Raw genomic sequence first — 17,874 nt, 5'->3', positions numbered from 1 at the left:
AGCGCACGTTGGTGTTTAGCCTTCAGGCGACTCCCCCTCGCTGCTCCGCAGCGACTCCGAGCGGCTAAAGCCTGAACACCAGCGTGTGTCCCTCTCTCAACGCTCCTCGAGCGCTTCGACGCCTTCGATGGCCAGATAACGGGCATCCGCCTGGACGCTGTCAAACACTTGCGTCGCACCACCCGGCCAACGGATCTGGACCTGGTCGATCGCCTCCGCCGCCCCCACACCGAAATGCACGACCTGCTCGTTGCTGCACATGTAGCCGTCCCCGCCGGTTTGCCAACCGGTCCAGCTCTCTTGATCGGCCGTGATGCGGACCTCGGCACCGATGGCATCGCGTTCACAGTCCACGCCGATCAACTCAATTTGAATCCAGTGCTGCGTCGTCGATTCGTTCTGCAACAGCGCGATAGGCAGATCCAAGTGCCCCGCGACGAGGTCCATTTTTCCATCGCGATTCCAGTCCAACGTTGCCAGGGTGCGTCCGAGTTGCTGCTGTTTCCAGTAGTCGCCGCCGAGAGTACGTTCTTGAAGCCGAAATCCTTCCTGGCCACCTCGGAACAGTTGCGGGACCATTTGAAACGGGATGCCTTCGTCGCGGGCGTCAAACACGTGTCCATTCAAGACGGCTAAATCGAGCCAGCCGTCGTTGTCCAAATCGGCTGCCTGAGTACCGAAACCAAGCACCGAGAATGATGGTTCATGCAATCCGTACCTGAGCGACTCGTCGAAGAAAAATCCAGGAACGTTCTGCGTAAACAGGTTGACCGATTCGTTGTGGAAATTGGTGACATGTAAATCGAGTTGACCGTCGCGATCAAAATCGCCCGAAGCGACGCCCATGCAAGCTTGGCTGTCGCCGCCTTTTCCGATGCTGCAGCCGCGCACCCCGGCGGATTCGACCAACGAAAACGGGGCATCACTCTCATCCTCCGCTGCGGTGCTGACCCAAAAATGGTTCAGGTCTCCGTCGTTGGCGATGAAAAAGTCGTTGCCCAGCTTGCCGTCGAAATTGGTGATCACCAGACCGAACCCCAGTTTGGGGTTGGCACGCATATCGGCCGCCTTGTCCGACTCGGCAAACCCTCCGTCGCGGGCGGACAACCAGACTCGATCCGCCGCGGCGTTGAACCGCTGTGGCTGGCACGGCAAGTGATCGTCGGTGCAACTGACCGTGAACGCCAGCGGATCGTCGATGTAATTGACTTCGATGATGTCTGGCAAGGTGTCGCCGTCCACGTCCGCCAGACCGATGCAGGACGTCCAGTCGGCCGCCGGGGCAGAATACAGGTCGCTTGCATCGCGAAACGTACCGTCGCCCTGGTTCAGATAGATCACATTCTTTCCGATGTTGGCGACCAACAGGTCGGGGAATCCGTCTTGATTGACGTCACCGGCGCAAACGCCTTGTCCGAACCCGCGATCGCCGACGGCCGCGTGCTTGGTGGCCTCTGTGAATTCCCCTTCGGCGCTGAATCGAAACAGTTGATTCGGCTCGGACGAACCCGATTCGACTGGCGTTCCACCGCTCTGCGCCACATAGAGATCACAGCGGCCGTCCAGGTCGAAATCGACCACGGCCAATCCACCGCCGTTAACTTGGTACGGATAGAATCTGCTGCCGTCCGACGCGAATCCACCCACGTACTTGGCGTGAAGCTTCAATTGCGGCGCGACGTCGACCAGGCGCAATTCCTGATCGTTAGCCTCCGCTGGGACGATCGAAGGAGGTTGATTTTGCGTTTGTAATTGCGGCAGGGGCCACTGCTGGATATCAAATCCGAGCAGACGGTCCAGTTTGGCCGTGGCAATTTGGCTGTCCGTCGCGTCTTGTTCCCAAGCGACGATGGCTTGATGGCGCCGATTCAATTCGGGGATCCGCTGTGACATTGCCCCGCTCATCTGAGCTTCTCGCATCAGCCAAGCGCACGACTCCCAGGGGCGAGCGAGTGCCGCCAACTGCTGCGAGATCCACATCGATTGTTCGGCGTCGGCATCCTTGGCGATGCGAAAGATCTGGTCCAGCACGGCGAGCCGTTTTCGCAACTCGGGCGTCTGCGATTCCTTGCCGGTGACGATCAATGACTGAATCATCCCACGCAGCGATTCGCGATCGCCGGGGTCGCGACGCAGAGCTTCTCCGAACGCTCGGATCGCCTCGTCGTGACGATCCTGCAACGCCATCCAACTGCCGATCGCGCTCCAGTATTCCGGTTGATCTTGCGTCCCCGGCGGCAGGTTTTTCGCCCACTCGGCAAGCTCTCGCTGGCGCCCGGTTTCGGCAAGGATGCGGCCGTGCAGCGCAGCCGCCGCGGTATTCGCGGGAAACGCAGCCCTGATTTGATGCATCCGCTGCAGAACGTCCTCCGGTTCGGCGTTGATCCGCGTGTACAGCTCGCGAAGCTGCCCCAAGTCGAACAGTGTGACCGTTTGCCCGGAGACGAATCCCGCGAACGAAACCAGATAGAAGGGACCTTGAAGGTCGATCAGGCTGAGTGTTTCGTTGGGTTGGACGGCGCGAAGTCGGATCAATTGACGCACATGTCGGCTCGCTTCGTAGCGGCGGCCTTGTGCATTGAAAAGTTGCGCCAACAACCGATGGGTCTGAACATTCATGTTGTCCAATTCGACCGCACGCTGCAGATTCGCTTCCGCGGCAGAAAAGTCGCCGCAACGCAGATTCCAATCAAAGGCACGGACCAGAATTTCCGAGCCGCGCGTCGGATCGGCCTCGGCCACGGTGGCCGCCAATTCGGCCGCGCGGCAGTAATCTCCCCGTTGGTTGTACAATTCAATCGCCAAACTTAACGCGTCGACATTGCTCGGCGATCGAATCAGGATCCCTTGCACTGATTCGAGTGCCTGGTCGGTTTTCCCCTGTTGGTAGAGGCGAAACGCCGCTTCGATCCCTTTCGTGTCATCGTCGACTGACGCCCCGACCGAAGATTCGACCGACGATTCGACCGACGACGCCGTGCGATCGTTCTGCCCACACCCGACCAAAGCGAGGGCGCCGAAAACCCAAATGAGGGCGCGCGCTCGACCGGGCCACGATGACGGAGCGACGCTCTCCAGAATGTCGCAAACTCTGGGAACCCACCTCCTGTCGAATTTCGCGACGTTCGAACGGCGAATCACGATGTTACTGGTGCAACCTGGCGCGATCCGGCTAGCCGGCGATCTTGCAATGGAGCGGTGCGGGACAGAAAACAATCGATTCATGTTCATCGTTACGGTCTTCACGGATCGATCGTTCGATCGGGGCTTCACGCGTCCGCCCCGGACACGGTCGACAGAGGCGCAATCGCGCGGTGCTTAGAACCGGCGCTCGACAGCGTCGGCGGGCCGCAGGTTGTTTTCAATGATCTCGTCCCACTCGTCGTCATACAAGTTGGCATTTTGATCCGTCAACGGCCGCGACGGCAACCAGACATCCGGTTGAAATTGCTCCATCCGCAACAGCGTTTTCCGATAGGCGGTTAATCGCCCCTCCGCTTCGGCGAGTTCGCCCATCAGATCCTCCATCTGCGGCTGTAGATCGCCCATGGTCTTGCGTCCCGAAAGCCGGTTCGTCCATACCAGCGACACGTTTCGCGGTACGTCGGGCGTCAACAGAATTTCCCTTCCGTTGGCGGAATACGAATAGCTGACGCCCAGGGGGGTTTCCATGGGCTTCAGCTGAAGCGTCGCCGACACATCCGCGGGCGTGCGGACGTCCATGCCTTCGTTTCGTAACGTCGCGGCAATCGACGCGGGGGCGACCACGACCGTGTTTGCGGGCATCGACTCCAGCCCCGAGCGGTGATCGGGCCGATCCGAGGTCAGCAAGATCATCGCCGGCAGATCGGTCTTCAGCCCCAAAGATTCGAGACGTGCCGATAGAAACGCTTCGTAGGCGTCTCCCCCGGGCGCATTGACCACCATGAAATTCTCTTGATCGAAAATTCCATACACCGCAATGCCGTCCAGGTCGCCCAGGTAGTACAAGCCCGGTTCGATCGGCTTGGGATGGCCATCAAGAAAGTCGGCTCCGTCACGCGCATGCCGCTCGACGATCGACTGCAGTTCGTCGCGAGCCGGGCCAAGCATCCCCTGCCATGTCGCTGGATCCAACCGAATCGATTGCAATTGTTTTTGTTGCCTCGGGTGCCCCGTCAGCAACAGGTCGGGCGGCCCCATTTCCAGCAGCCGGTCGATCGTGGCGACAAATGCGCCGGCGTCGCCTCGGTATTTGGGCGCGAGTTCGGCGGAATACGTGGCGGGACCGAAGTCGATCGACGAAATCACGTCTCCGCAGAAAAGGATCGTCTGGCTGTCTCGGGTCAGCAGGTAGCACGTGCTGCCCGGAGTGTGCCCCGGGGCGGCAATCGCTTCCACCGTGACGCCGCCCAAGTCGATCCGGTCGCCGTCAACCAGTTCACGATCCACCTCGATCGGTGCTCCCGAATAAGGGATGATGGGAAACACGGAGTACAACGCCGGCAAGTCGGGCGTGCGAAGCACCTGACAATCGTCTTTGCCGGCAGCGACGACGGCTCCCGAAAGGGTGCGGATCCGATTGGCCCCAAACACGTGGTCGTAGTGGGCGTGTGTGATCAGCACATAACGCACATCCTCCAGCCGCAACCCCACCGACAGCAATGATTCGCGAACGCCGCGCGCCAGTTCGTCACTTCCCGAGTCGATCAGGATGATGCCGTCGGAGGTTTCGATGGCATACACCGCGCTGGGGCTGAGTTCGCCAAGCACATGCACGCCGGGTGCCACGGTCAGCGTTTTGCCGCCCAGCCACTGTGTCGCGTACTGGCGGGGGCCAGCACCGCTTTGGGCATCGCGGCGAACCAACGTTTCCATCGGTTTGCCGCCGGGCGGAGGTGACGAGGGGCTGCACCCGGACTCCAGGCCAAGGGTCGAAACCGCCGCAATCACGACACAAAACTGGAACAGGGGCCTTGAAAAAGAGTCTCGCGATTCGGCGCGATTACTCTGCGATTTCGCCTTTTTCAACAATGGTCAGCTTTTGGTTCGAAGGAATCGGTCCAGGGACGGTCTGCACGATCCCCGAGGGCCAGGTGACGGTGACCGAATCAACCTGCGTCGCATCCCCCAATCCGACGTACATCGGCATTCTACTTTGCGACAAATAACCCGATTTTCCGTCGTGGACCGAAATCAGATGGTTGTCAGCGACCAGAACATCCACCAGAGCACCGAGCCCGTCCCGATTCGAATCTGTTCCGACCAATTGGACGCTGAGCGCATGGACGTCGTGGCTGTCGGTCAGATTGCTGGTCAACACCATCGGGGTTCCACCGAAGTCGTTGGTCACGATGTCCAGGTCGCCATCGTTTTCGATGTCGAAGACGACGGAACTTCGCGAGCCGGTGGCCCCCCAGACCAACAGTTTGCCGCTACGGCCTTCGCATAACCGGTGTTTCGCATCCACGCCGTCACAATCCAGTTCCATCCAGGGTTGCGCGGTGCCTTTGGCTCGCGGCTCGACTCCCAAAATGAACTCGCTGTCCAGAAATCGTTTTCCATGATCGTTCAAAAGAACGGAGTTGATGCCGTAGCGGAAATCAAAGTTCATGCTGGCCGCGATGAAGACGTCTTCGAACCCGTCGGCATTCAGGTCCGCCACGCTGATTCCCCACGGCCAGTAGTTTTCGGCCCCGATTTCGTCGGACACCTCGCGGTAGGAATCTTTGTCGTCTTTCAGATAAAAAGCGTTTCCGAGGATGTGATTGCCGTCGGTGGCGAGCATCGAGATCGGCAGATTCCGTTGCATTTTCGCCTTCTCGTTTTCCGGCTCCACGTCGTGAACCATGTCGGTGTGCATGTCGGTGACGTAAAGATCCAAGCGGGAGTCGCGGTTGAAGTCAAACACTTTGACGCCCATCGATCCCCAGGCGCTGCTGGGAAACAACTCGTGCCCCTTGCTGACAAAGCCCTTGCCCTGCTGGTTTTCAAAATACTGGTCATGGCCTTGCATGCTGAGCACGTAAATGTCGGGCCAGCCGTCATCATTGCCGTCGATCGGCGTCGCATCCCCGGACCAGGACAGGTCGTTGAAACCGACCTTTTCGTTGACATTTTCAAAACGGGCGTCACCCAGGTTGCGGAACAAGATGTTCGGCTCGGCTCGTTCGGGGAACAGATGCCCGGTAAAGGCGGCTTTGTACGCCAGATAATATCCCCCAGGACCGCGCTGCTCGGTCGTGTATTTTCCGACGTTTGTCAGCAGCACATCCAATAAACCGTCGCGATCGTAATCGAAGAAGACGGCCCCGGAGGAATGGCCGACGTGATCCAATCCCGAGTCCTGGGAAACGTCTTCAAACACGCCTGTTCCGTCATTGAGAAACAATCGATTGGGTGCGCGGACACGCGTGACGTACAGATCCGCGTCGCCGTCATTGTCGACGTCGGCGAATGATGCGCCGGTCGAGACCTCCTCGGCGACCGCGACGCCGGCTGATTCGGTGATGTTCTCAAACTTGCCGCCGCCAAGGTTCCGCCACAACTGATTGCTTCCCAATTGGCAGACGAAGTACAGATCCATCAACCCGTCTTGGTCGACGTCGGCAACCGCCACGGCCGTGCCGTGGTCATAGTGGGCGGCTTTGAAATCTCGCTTTACATCGTCGACCACGTTGTCCTTGAACGTGATGCCGCTGGCGGACAGCGTGTCGGTGAACTGAAAATCGCAGGTCACGTCGTAGCTGGACGCGAGCGCACGTTGGGCCTGGGCACGGGGTTCCAGCCATTTCGGATCACGAACGTCGCGTGGAACGGACACTTCGGTGACCCGGTCCATCCGAGCGGGGTCTTGTTGGTCCAGCAATTCACGTACATCGTCCAAAAGCTTTTTGTTGGCCTCCGGCGACAAACCTTCGTAGTAGCCGCGGATTTTGGAATCTTGATCCACCAGGACGAACAGCGAACTGTGCGCGATCAGATTGCTCGCATCACGACCCGATTGGACATCCAACTTGAAACCGTCTTTGCTTAGATCCCACAGACGGGATCGTTCGCCGGTCAAAAAATGCCAATGTTCGAAATCGGCTCCCGCCTTTTTCCCGTACTCCGTCAGCACCTCGGGGGTGTCGAATTCGGGATCCACTGTGAACGAAACCAGCTGGACCTTGCCCCATTCGTCAGCCCGCTGAAGGGTTTGTTGCAGCTCGCTGAATGCGGCGGTCTGATAGGGGCAGGTCGCCCCGCAACGCGTGAACACAAAGGTGGCGACCCAGATTTTGCCATCCAATCGGCTACGGTCGAAGGGATCTCCGTGCTGGTCCGTCAGGGAAAACGCAGGAATTTCTCCGAAAACCCGCAGCCCTTGGGCTTCTGCGGTTCGCAGTGAGCGGTCCACTTCCGGCGTGGAGTCGCGTTCTTGATCTGCATCGGGGGCACACCCCACATGCACGGCCATGCTCCAAATCACCAGAAAAACCAACGGATTCCAGTGAGACAGGCGAGAAAAAATCATTGAGTTCGGTTTGCAGGTGATGGTGCGGGGGAGAGTTTTCGGACGGTCCGCCTAAAATCCGCCGAATGTTGAACCACGAAATCCCCAATAAGTTCCGGGTGATCGTAGCCACACATCTGGCTTCCCAGCAAAGAGTGCACCCCTGAATCCCCCGTTTCAATCCGGGTTTTAAATTCCAGCCCCGGTGCAGCGACCTCGTAGAGGCCGACTTCGGGGATTTCCACCAAATAAACGAAATCCCGGCTCGTCAGGTTTAGGTCGACCCGAGCATTGGCCGGGGCAAAAAAATTCCGCGTTCCCAGCCGATCATCGCTTGTTCCAAGCACCGAATCGGGGCCGGGATATTGAAAATAGAGGTGGTAATCCAATCCGACCACGTTGACGTCCAGATGCGTCAACGCTGGCTCATTGCGAAATCCCACCCAGCCGATCCACGCCACGATACCGGCAACGATCAAGCCACCGGCGGCCAGGGCCGCCGATCGAGCGCTCGCGCCGATCCGTCGGAGGAGAAAACGGGAGTTCGTCGATGTTGGAGATGAATTCATGAAGTTTTTCGTAGGTCAGGCCATCCATCAGCCGATTTCGCGGCGCGATAAGAGGCGGTACGAAACTATTCACCATCAACCCGATTTGTTCAAGCGGCTTCCCGGCCTGTTGATTTACTAGCCCGCAGCGCTAGCAAGGGGCGGGGCAGATCCACTCGCTAGCGTTTTGCGCTTCATACTGTCCTGTTCTTTCATCGAAAACGATTGAATCAACAGGCCGTTCCGCGACCGGAACTGTCGCATCAGGGAACATCGATCGTCAGCGGCCACCCGGGCACCGGTTCGTTGCTCGGGTTCCGGTCGCCGTCCATGGTATGCAGCTGAAGCGTGATTTGACGTTTCACATTGTCAAACAGCACCATCCCGTACCCGTTATAGCCGTGCGCCGTCCCCGCGACGGTCAGCTTGTTGCCGAAGCGGTCGTGATGGTTTCCCGATCCGACGACGCCGTCGATCTGACCGCCTTGGGCCGGCGCACGAGGTCGCCAACTTCGGTTTTGATTTGACGCGAATGCCGGTAACGAATACCCCCACGGGCCGTCACCCCAGGCGTCAATCCCATGTCGGTGCAACGTGCCGAAGTGAATGTCGCCGCTGATCATCACGGCATTTGCCGGTGCGATGGCGCGGAGCGCGCGGTTGCGTGCCGATTGCGGCCAGCCGTTCGCATCCATATCGCCATAGGTGACGTCGTAGTTTCCGATGTTGACAAACGGTGATTGAGAGAGCACGGCGGCGAGCAGCCGTTTCTGTTTGACCCGCTGGCCCCACACGCCCAAAAACGCCTCTTGCACCTGTCCCAATAATTGCAGGTCCGGTCGGTCCAACTTGCCGGCGTCGAACGCGGGGTCCATGATGACTTCGAGCGTTCGGTTGGGCTTGTCTGTGCGGGGGTCGCCAATGGCCTCGGAAAGGACTTCCGAGGGCGGTGATTTGAACTTGCGATCTTCCAAAATGGCAAAGCTGACGCCGCCGTAGTCGAGCGAGGTGAAGTAGGCGTTGATGCCATCGCCCCATGGCCCGGCGGCAACCGGATCGGGTAGATGCCACATTTGAGTCCGTTCGGCGGCGTTAACCCATGTCGGATGCATCGGGTAACCGCCGGAGGTGCGATCACCCGTCATGTGACGGCCCCCGTCGCCCCACAGATCGTTTGCATATACATCGTGGTCGTCGGTGATCATGACCGACGGGCGATCCTTCAACAGGTCACGAAAGATCATCCCAAAGCGTCTCCACTTGGCCAAATAATTCGCCATCGCTCGGGGAACGTCCGCTTCGGTCTTCGCCTCGACAACCTCGCCCCCGGCGTTGCTCTCGTAGATCTGATCGCCCGCGAAAAAGACCAGGTCGGGATCCTGATCGATCATTTGGGCGACGGCTTCCTCATAAGGAAAGTATTTGTCGTTGACGCATGCGACCGCCATCAACTTTAGCGTCCCGTTGTCCTTCGGCTCGGCGCGGATCGTTCCGGTCCGTTCGCTGCCGCCGCAGGTCACACGGTACTTTTTTGCGACCTTCGCGTCCCACTGCTCGATGCGAAACGCTGCCATCGCAGTCAACGAATCGACGTCAACCGTCGCAACCGGTTGCCACCCCGCGTCCGTTTCCAGCGCGAGCGTTGCCGTAGAATCGGTTGGCCGCGTCGGGTCCGCGTCGGTGTGGGCGGACAGTTTCAATGTGTTGCCCGCGACGCAGTACTGAGTCCAAAGCAGCGTGGTCTGGTCGTTTCCCGCGGCCTCAACGCGTTTGACCGTCGCAAAGTAGGCACCGTGCGTTTGGCCGTCCAGGGTTGTCAGAGTCGTCGTCAACTCGGTCGGACCGGCAGGCAGATTGACCGTGAAATTCGCAGCGGGCATGTTGTCCGGTTCGGGGATTTCAATGGACAACGATTGTCCCCCAATTTCGATCGCCGCCCTTTTTGATTCGATCGGTTTGTTCAGATAGCCCGGCCAACGCGACAACGAGATCACATACGTCCCCGCTGTTGCCACGTCCAAGTACCAGGGTCCACTTGCGATCATCCGTTTGAGCACGTGCCCGTGAGCCCAAGGCGGACTTCCCTCCGGCATCACCCATTCTTGACTGGTCAGGTGTGTCGGGTTTTCCATGTCAGATCCCACCAGGATTCGCGTCGGAATCATCCCGGGCTTCACCGAATCAAACCACTCTTCATGCGCCTTGGTAAGTTCGCCAACCACGTCGGGATGTGCTTCCGCGACGTCGTTGCGTTGTGCCGGGTCGGCGACGATGTCATACAGCTCTCGGCCTTCGACCAACCGCCAACGCTCCGTCAGCACCGCACCGATTTCCCACAGGTCCCCCGGCTTGTGATAGCCGTTGCCACCGTGCATCTGCGTGTGCAGCGTTCGCGGCGGCCAAGACGCTTCGTCGCTTTTTATCAACGGTACAAGTGATCGACCATCCAAGCTGGGCCAAGACGCCGGCCGATCCAGTTCACACAAATCCATCAGCGTCGGCGTGATGTCGAAATGTGCGGCAAGCGTGTCGATGTCGCGTGGCGATCCCAATTGACCGTTGGGCCAGCGAATGAACAGTGGCACGCGATGCCCGCCATCGTAAGCCGAGCTTTTTCCGCCACGCATGTTGGCGTTTTCGGACGGGTCCAACGGCCAGCCATAAATCCGCGTGCCCTTGTCGAACGTGGTCCCCGCCGACGTCCCGTTGTCGGTCATAAAAATGACGACGGTGTCATCGGCCAATCGCTCGTCGTCCAGGAACCGAAGCAATCGCCCCAGGTTCCAATCGAAGTTCGCAACCATTCCTTTGAAACTTGCTTTCGCATTGTTCATGCCCATCTCTAGAAATGGCTGCTTCCACTTCGGTGCGACCAGATAGGGGCCGTGAGGGGCATTGGTGGGCAAATAGACAAAAAACGGCTTGCTGCCACCGGCATCGGAAACGACCGATGTGATGAATTTCATCGCTTCATCAAACCAGACGTCCGTGCAATAGCCTTCAAACGCCTTCCATCGATCACCGACAAGGTAGGTGTCATCGAAATAATCGTTGGTCCAGTAGTCCGAGATCTGCGTCAGTCCCCCACAACGATGCCAAACGCTGCGTTCAAAACCCTTGTCCATCGGCCGCGACGGAGCGCAATCGCCCAAGTGCCACTTGCCGAAGATCCCCGTTGCATAGCCATTGCGGGTGAACAGATTGCCGAGGGTCTTTTCGCGCCGGTGCAGCGACGTCCTCCCCGAGGACGTGCGGTACGCTCCCGTTCGAGCCGGGTAGCGTCCGGTCATCAATGCCGCTCGCGTCGGAGTGCAAAACGGAGCGACATGAAAGTCGGTGAACCGCACCGATTGGGAATGCAAATGATCCAGATGGGGTGTTTTTTGCGTCGGATTTCCATGACACGAAAGATCCCCGTACCCTTGATCATCCGTCATGATCAGGATGACATTGGGAGCGTCCGCCGCAAGCGGCGACGTCAGCAGGATCAATAGCAGTGTTGATGAGACGAGCGTATTCACACGATTCACGGCTTCATTCCTTTGTATCTTGAAGGGAAACACCTCCAACAGTTTAGCAGCCCCAGGATGCAGACGACCTAGGCAACGACCGACTTCACACTGGCTACAATACGAGCGAAAGAGCATGCGGAACTCCTTGGTTTGAAATCAGCCCCCCTTACTCCCGAGGCGAGGTTGCGGGGCGTCTGAGGGCGACGTTGATTGGCCTTCGATAAATCACGGTTCGGTTTAACGCAGCGGTTTAGACAGATCCCCGCACAACGGAAAAGAGAAGACGCATGGCTACGATTGCGGTGTTGGGAACGCTGGACAGCAAAGGAACTGAACATGGTTTTGTTGCCGATCTGATTCGGCAACGCGGCCATGCCCCACTGCTGATCGATGTCGGCACATTGGGGCCGACGCAAATCCCGGCGGACATCAGCCGCGACGAAGTTGCAACCGCCGGCGGAATTGACTTGCCGCCGACGCTGTCTCGGCAAGATCGGGGCGAGTGTGTTGCGGCGATGGCCGATGCGGCAGCGGCATTGCTGCTGAAATTGTCCGACCAAGGTCGTATTCAGGGCGTGATCTCGCTAGGAGGCAGTGGCGGCACCGCGATCGGCACGGCGACGATGAGGGCGTTGCCGATCGGGTTTCCCAAGGTGATGGTGTCGACGATGGCCAGCGGCAACATCGCGCACTATGTCGGAACCAAAGACATCGTGATGATCCCCAGCGTGGTCGATGTTTCCGGATTGAATCGGGTCTCACGGATAATCTTCAGCCGTGCTGTTGGCGCGATCTGTGGCATGGTGGAAACCGAGATCGCGTCCAGCAGTGCCGATCGACCATTGATCGTTGCCAGCATGTTCGGCAACACCACCGATTGCATCAACGCTGCCATCCCCGTGCTCGAAGAAGCGGGCTACGAGGTGCTGGTCTTTCACGCGACCGGTGCGGGCGGAAAAGCCATGGAGGCACTGATCGAAAGCGGGATGGTCGCCGGAGTCCTGGACATCACCACGACCGAGTGGGCGGACGAGTTGGTCGGTGGCGTCTTGTCGGCCGGTCCGCAACGCTTGGAAGCCGCCGGCAAAGCAGGTGTGCCCGCGATTGTCGTTCCGGGTTGTTTGGACATGGTCAATTTCGGCGGCCCCGAAACGATCCCGGACAAGTTTGCCCAGCGAAACTTTTACATCCACAACCCACAAGTCACGCTGATGCGAACCTCGCCCCAGGAGTGTCGTGAACTGGGGAGGTTGCTGGCCGGCAAGATCAACCAGTACTCCGCTCCCGTGTCGGTCTTGATCCCGCAAAAAGCGATCAGCGTGATCAGTGCGGCCGGCGGACCGTTTCATGATGCCGAGGCCGACGAGGCACTGTTCAGCACCCTGGCCGATTCGTTGCGAGACGGAATCGAGGTGCGATGGGAGGATCGGGAGATCAATGATCCCAGCTTCGCTAAACTGTGCGCGCGAACCTTGATGGAAAACATCCGCGTCGACGCCGATTCGAAGTGATCCGATTCGGAAACGGAGCCGAAACTTCTGGTGGCTTGTCGATTTAATCTGATCACATGAGGGATTAGCCGTTTGGCGCGAGCCTACGGGCACCCGGCATGCAGATTTCTCACCGTTGCCCGTAGGCTCGCGTCATACGGCTGATCAGATCGACAAGCCGCTGGCGAGTTCCGATACGAGGAGAAGAGGGCCGATGCGATCGGTAGCGGAAGCTGGGAATGCTTTGGGCATTGTTAGAGGTGCATTTCGAAGAACTCACGCATTTTTTTGGCGTAGGGCACGCCGTAGGTTTCAAACGTTGCTTTGACTTGGTCGTTCGGTTTCCAGTCGAAAAACGCGTGACCGGCCCCTTCGACCTGTTCGTAAACGGCCGATTGACCTTTTGCCTCCAGTGCATTGACAAAGGATTCAACGGATTCATGACGGATGAGAAAGTCCTCGGTGCCGCGCAGCAGGTACTGCGGAACGGACCGAACACTCGCTTCGGGAATGTTTTGCTGTGGAGCGACTGCGGCGCCGGCTTCGGCACCGAGCCCGGGTGAGAAACGCCCGAGCGATTCGGCCGCGAAGACACCGTAACTGGGGGCAGCCGCTTTGACGGACTTCATTAACTGGGCACGGAAATCGTCTGCCGACATCCCGTCGGGAAGATAGGTCGGTTTAAACTGGAATACGCCATCGGTCGCACCGAATCCGCCGTCGCCGATGCGTTCGATCAACAGCGACGCCGACGCGCTGAGGTGTCCGCCCGCGCTGTCTCCGGTCACTCCAACCCGACTCGCGTCGCCGCCGTAGGATTCGGCGTGTTCCAGGATGTGTGCGATCCCGCCGAAAACGTCCTCGATCAAATTGGCCATCGTGTTGGGGGTTTCGTCTCCATCCAGATCGCCGATCCAACGATAGTCCATGCTGGCGACCACGAACTTCCCCCCCTTGGTCAACTCGCGTGCCAGGCCCCGCATGATGTCTTCGTCGTTGGAGGACCAGCCGCCGCCATGGATGATGACGATGATCGGCAACTGTTTCGCACTCTTGGGCGTGTAGACATCGTACTTAAGCGGCTTCTTTCCGGGTTGGGCGTAAACGATACTGTGATGAACGTCGAGATGCTCGACCGCCGAATTCGCGATAAACGACGCGCCGATGTTTTTGTCTTGATCGATGACCACCTCGAACTGGTCGGTGAGCGATTCGTGGTACATCGCGCCCCAGCGCCCGGGGACCGAATAGTAGATGGAGTCCACCGCATATCCGTCAGACGGCATCGACTTGATCTTGATTCGCGTTCCGGCAGCGACCTTTCCGTCATCGGGCAGCGGCGGATCTACGGAGATCGTTCCGCCGGCGATCGGATCGACGATCACCGTAAACATCGACTCCTGCGCGATTGTGTTCATGGCAAATGCACTCAAAAGCGTTCCCGAAAGAATCAAAGACCGAAGATCCATCGTTTTTTTCCAATGTGTAGATTAAGCGTGATTTGCGGATAACGAATGCGGTCGGTTTGCTCTTCTCTCTATTTCTCCCGCTCAAGATTCTGATCATGTCTCGCGATTAGTCAAATCCGTTGCCGGCTTCCCAGTCGCGAGTATGAAAGACCGCTTGCAGTGCGTGGTCGAGTCGATTGATCTGAATCCAGGCCATGATCGTAACGGCGTCAAACTGATGAGTGTTGGCGACCCGGTGTTTTTGAGCAACCCCGATGGACTCGCTGCCACCGGCCGGCGTCGGATGCTGGACGATCTTGCCTGGCAGAATCAGGAAAAGCGTGACGACGATGCCGATCCCGAAATTCACACGCGCATCCAGCAGTACGAACTGGCCTATCGGATGCAAACGTCGGTGCCCGATTTGATCGATTTCTCCGACGAACCGCAGCATTTACTGGATGCCGACGGCCCCGATGTGCAGAATCGTGGTACATAAGCTTACAATTGTCTGCTTGCCCGTCGGCTGGCACAGCGCGATGTTCGCTTCATCCAACTCTTTCACATGGGTGTCGTCCTTCAAACATCAACGGGTCCAGCCTGCCCGAACTCGCGTTCAATCAACCAGTTGGCCACATCAGTATGGCAGTCATCCTGCGACGGACAGAGAACTAGCTGGACAGCGCCACCTTGGCGTAGCTACGTCCGCCAGAGCGTGGATAACCCTGGGGATCCACCTTCTGGCGAAGGTAGCTACGTTCGACTGGCGATTCACGGTGTTTCTTGAGCAAAGTGGCGCAGTCCACTTTTGGCTTTGCTCCTAAACCCGAAGCGGAAGCCGCAAAGTCTTTCGTCGTCCCGAACTGTCGCTTCGCGTCGGTCGGGGCGAGCGCGGCCGCCGGCCCCACGTCGCTGGACAGTTCCAACTCGCCAACCGTCAGAATCAAATCGACAGGAGACCGGAGTTCAGTCCGGGCGTTTTCGATCGCATAGTCGTTCCACCACACCGAGGGGCTCGCGGCGATGTAGGTTTGAAAACACGATGATCGGGTGAACATCGCGTGCAATGCAAACAGCCCACCAAACGAATGACCAAACAAGGCTTGGCGGTATCGATTGATCGAATAGCGTTGTTCGACGTCCCCTTTCAATTCGTTCTGGACAAAGCTCAAAAAATCGTCAGCCCCGCCCCAAGTCGGCCAGCGTTCTCCGCCACGTCGTGGAGGCAAGTTCACCTCATCGGCTGGCGGAGTCAAGTCGTAGGTGCGTCGAACAACGTCGATGCGGGTGTCGATCGGATAGCCGATGCCAACGATGATCGCCTTCTCATTCTGATTCGCCAGTTTGTTTCGCGACTCGACAGCTTGCCCAAAATAGGCATTTCCGTCGAGGACGTACATCACCGAATAGCCTTCACTTGGTGGTGTGCCGTCAGGAACCGAAACGAAAATTCGATAGAGCCGATCGTCATTCGATTTGGTCTCCCATATCTGGGTCGCAAACCGTCCCGGGTCGACACGTTGATTGATTCGCGCCGCCGGCGGTTGCGCGGAAACGCTGTTTGCAATCAACAGCAATACCTGTAGGAGTGCAGCACGATACATGGCAAACTCATGATCCGTTTTCGTCGAAGGCGTTGTTGACTTGGTCGATCGTTTGCTGCAATTGGAGTACGCCGCCGCCGATCAAGTACCAGCCGGTGCCGCTCAGGTAAACGACCTTGCCATTCTTCCACGCCTCGGACTCGGCGATCGCCGGTACCGTGGAAAGCACCTCGCTCGCGTTGGCCCGTTCTCCGAATGCCGAGTTGCGGTCGATGGCGAACATCCAGGCCGGCTCGCGTCGCAAAATTTTCGCAAGTCGTTCACGGGCTGCCGCGTCGTCGACGTTCCGCTTGGCTTGCTGCTCCCGCCCGCGGCGCTCGCCTGTTGGCTCAGCATCCTCCGCAGTCACAGCCGGGGCGATCCCGACAAGCTCGTAAACGATTCCGAATCGCGTCGCCGGTTGCTGAGCGATGACCTTTTCGCCGACACTGAACAGCAACAACCCGCTGCCTTGCTCGCCTGCCTTCGATTGCAGCATTCGCACGTCATTCAGCAGGTCGCGAGTGAGTCGGCTGGCTTCCCTTTCCTTTTCAAAGATCGCTCCAAGGGTCAGCAGATTCCCCACCACACTGGGAATGAAACCTGTTGTTGACGTCGACAGGTCGATCGTCGGTGCGATTTCACTGAGCGATTCGCATTGGCGACTGGAACGCCCACCAACGATGATCAAGTCTGGCTTCAGCGACTTGATCGTTTCTATTTCTGGCTCGAACAATGAACCGACTTTCGCAAACTCATCGCCCGCATACTGCTTTAAGTGTTCCGGCAGCATGTCGACATTTGTCGATGGAACACCAACAACAGGAACATTCAACGCATGCAGGTTTTCCAGAGACGCCAGGTCCAACGTGACGACGCGTCGCGGCACGGAAGGCAATTTGACCGTGCCCTGCATGTGAACGAATTGCCTGGGCGATATGTCGGTGGCCTGACACGATGTCGAGTCAAACCCGACGCTGAGTACGACGATTGCGAGAATCGCGAGACAATTCCATTGTCGGATCGGACCGCAAACAACTCGGTCACAAGCATGGCGAGCAGAAATCGTTGCGAATACAGCGAGGCGAATTGCGATCAAACTGAAAGTTGGCATTCGAAGCAGCCTTTAACCAGAGGAAGGTTTCATTGACGCGCATCGAACTTCGCTGCGCGCAGTAAACGCATGGCTGGCTGGCTGGCGTGTCGACCCTGGTTTGAGGCGGAAGGGACCGAATCGGCGTTCCGAAGAATTTGCGCGGGTTACGGGCTTGCTTGCTTTGCTGGCTCAATTCCTTGTTGCAATTGAGTCGGAACAAAAATAGCGGGACGCCGTGCGGTGTCAATGACGTCACCAAAACAGGTTTGCCGGAACAAGGGCACGGGGCAGACCGAGCGTTCGGTCATCGCCACATCAATGATTCGCTCGTTGGGCTCGCGAACGTTTGCGATGGACCGATCGCCAACGCGTTGGGCCGACGTTGAAAGTTGGCCGAACGGATTGCGCTGCCTGCGGCATCGATTCCTGAGGAGCAAACACAAAAAAAACCGCTGACCAGAGAATGGTCAGCGGCTTTTCGATTTCAAAGGTGGAGGTAGACGGACTTGAACCGACGACCTACGCGCTGCCAGCGCGTCGCTCTCCCAACTGAGCTATACCCCCTTGTTCGGCCCCCACTGGGAATCCGATCAGTGAGATTCTGCACCATTTTGGTGCGATGGGGAAGGATGGTCGAAACCGACAGAGCGGGACGACCGACTGATCATGGGCGGTATTATCAGGGCGGCGAGCGATTCGTCAACCTGTGTTTCGGAAGCATTT

General features: G+C 58.3%; 9 protein-coding genes, 1 tRNA gene and 1 pseudogene. 2 read left to right on the top strand and 9 right to left on the bottom strand.

Features of this window, described 5'->3' with window-relative positions:
* Positions 1-96: 96 nt before the first annotated feature.
* The 5 genes from Mal15_RS12765 to Mal15_RS34035 all read right to left on the bottom strand — a co-directional run bounded on the left by Mal15_RS12765 (position 97) and on the right by Mal15_RS34035 (position 11,552).
* Positions 97-3,006: an FG-GAP-like repeat-containing protein gene (locus Mal15_RS12765; RefSeq protein ID WP_167546764.1), complete on the bottom strand. Its 2,910-nt coding sequence runs from the start codon at positions 3,004-3,006 to the stop codon at positions 97-99.
* Between the two features lie 312 nt (positions 3,007-3,318).
* Complete coding sequence (locus tag Mal15_RS12760; protein ID WP_147868116.1) at positions 3,319-4,857, bottom strand: MBL fold metallo-hydrolase; 1,539 nt, start codon at positions 4,855-4,857, stop codon at positions 3,319-3,321.
* 127 nt (positions 4,858-4,984) lie between these two features.
* On the bottom strand, positions 4,985-7,495 hold the full coding sequence (locus Mal15_RS12755) for an FG-GAP-like repeat-containing protein (RefSeq protein ID WP_147868115.1): 2,511 nt from the start codon (positions 7,493-7,495) through the stop codon (positions 4,985-4,987).
* On the bottom strand, positions 7,492-7,953 hold the full coding sequence (locus Mal15_RS12750) for a cytochrome c oxidase subunit II (RefSeq protein ID WP_147868114.1): 462 nt from the start codon (positions 7,951-7,953) through the stop codon (positions 7,492-7,494). The genes Mal15_RS12755 and Mal15_RS12750 overlap by 4 nt, the downstream gene beginning before the upstream one ends.
* Positions 7,954-8,285: 332 nt before the next feature.
* Positions 8,286-11,552: a sulfatase-like hydrolase/transferase gene (locus Mal15_RS34035; protein ID WP_167546763.1), complete on the bottom strand. Its 3,267-nt coding sequence runs from the start codon at positions 11,550-11,552 to the stop codon at positions 8,286-8,288.
* A gap of 269 nt (positions 11,553-11,821) precedes the next feature.
* On the opposite strand from Mal15_RS34035, the gene Mal15_RS12740 reads away from it, so the two are divergent.
* Positions 11,822-13,045, top strand: coding sequence for a Tm-1-like ATP-binding domain-containing protein (locus Mal15_RS12740; protein WP_147868113.1), 1,224 nt, complete (start codon positions 11,822-11,824; stop codon positions 13,043-13,045).
* A 233-nt stretch (positions 13,046-13,278) separates the two neighbouring features.
* Here Mal15_RS12740 and Mal15_RS12735 read toward each other — a convergent pair whose 3' ends face one another.
* Positions 13,279-14,442 (bottom strand): alpha/beta hydrolase, encoded by a 1,164-nt coding sequence (locus Mal15_RS12735; protein ID WP_199773856.1) that lies wholly within the window; start codon positions 14,440-14,442, stop codon positions 13,279-13,281.
* 256 nt (positions 14,443-14,698) lie between these two features.
* Here Mal15_RS12735 and Mal15_RS12730 point away from each other — a divergent pair.
* A pseudogene (locus Mal15_RS12730) lies at positions 14,699-15,043 on the top strand (DUF1501 domain-containing protein); the annotation flags it as partial.
* A gap of 100 nt (positions 15,044-15,143) precedes the next feature.
* On the opposite strand, the gene Mal15_RS12725 reads toward Mal15_RS12730, so the two are convergent.
* The 3 genes from Mal15_RS12725 to Mal15_RS12715 all read right to left on the bottom strand — a co-directional run bounded on the left by Mal15_RS12725 (position 15,144) and on the right by Mal15_RS12715 (position 17,715).
* The gene (locus tag Mal15_RS12725) at positions 15,144-16,076 is read right to left on the bottom strand and encodes an alpha/beta hydrolase (RefSeq protein WP_147868111.1); all 933 of its coding nucleotides are present in this window, start codon (positions 16,074-16,076) and stop codon (positions 15,144-15,146) included.
* 7 nt (positions 16,077-16,083) lie between these two features.
* Positions 16,084-16,971, bottom strand: a complete 888-nt coding sequence (locus Mal15_RS12720; protein ID WP_167546762.1) for a siderophore ABC transporter substrate-binding protein — start codon at positions 16,969-16,971, stop codon at positions 16,084-16,086.
* A 671-nt stretch (positions 16,972-17,642) separates the two neighbouring features.
* Positions 17,643-17,715 (bottom strand) — tRNA-Ala (locus Mal15_RS12715).
* Between the last annotated feature and the right edge of the window lie 159 nt (positions 17,716-17,874).

Origin of the sequence: Stieleria maiorica (assembly GCF_008035925.1) — a bacterium.
Lineage (GTDB): Bacteria > Planctomycetota > Planctomycetia > Pirellulales > Pirellulaceae > Stieleria > Stieleria maiorica.
Note: the sequence above shows the minus strand (reverse complement) of the source record. Positions and strands in the feature narration are given on the sequence as shown.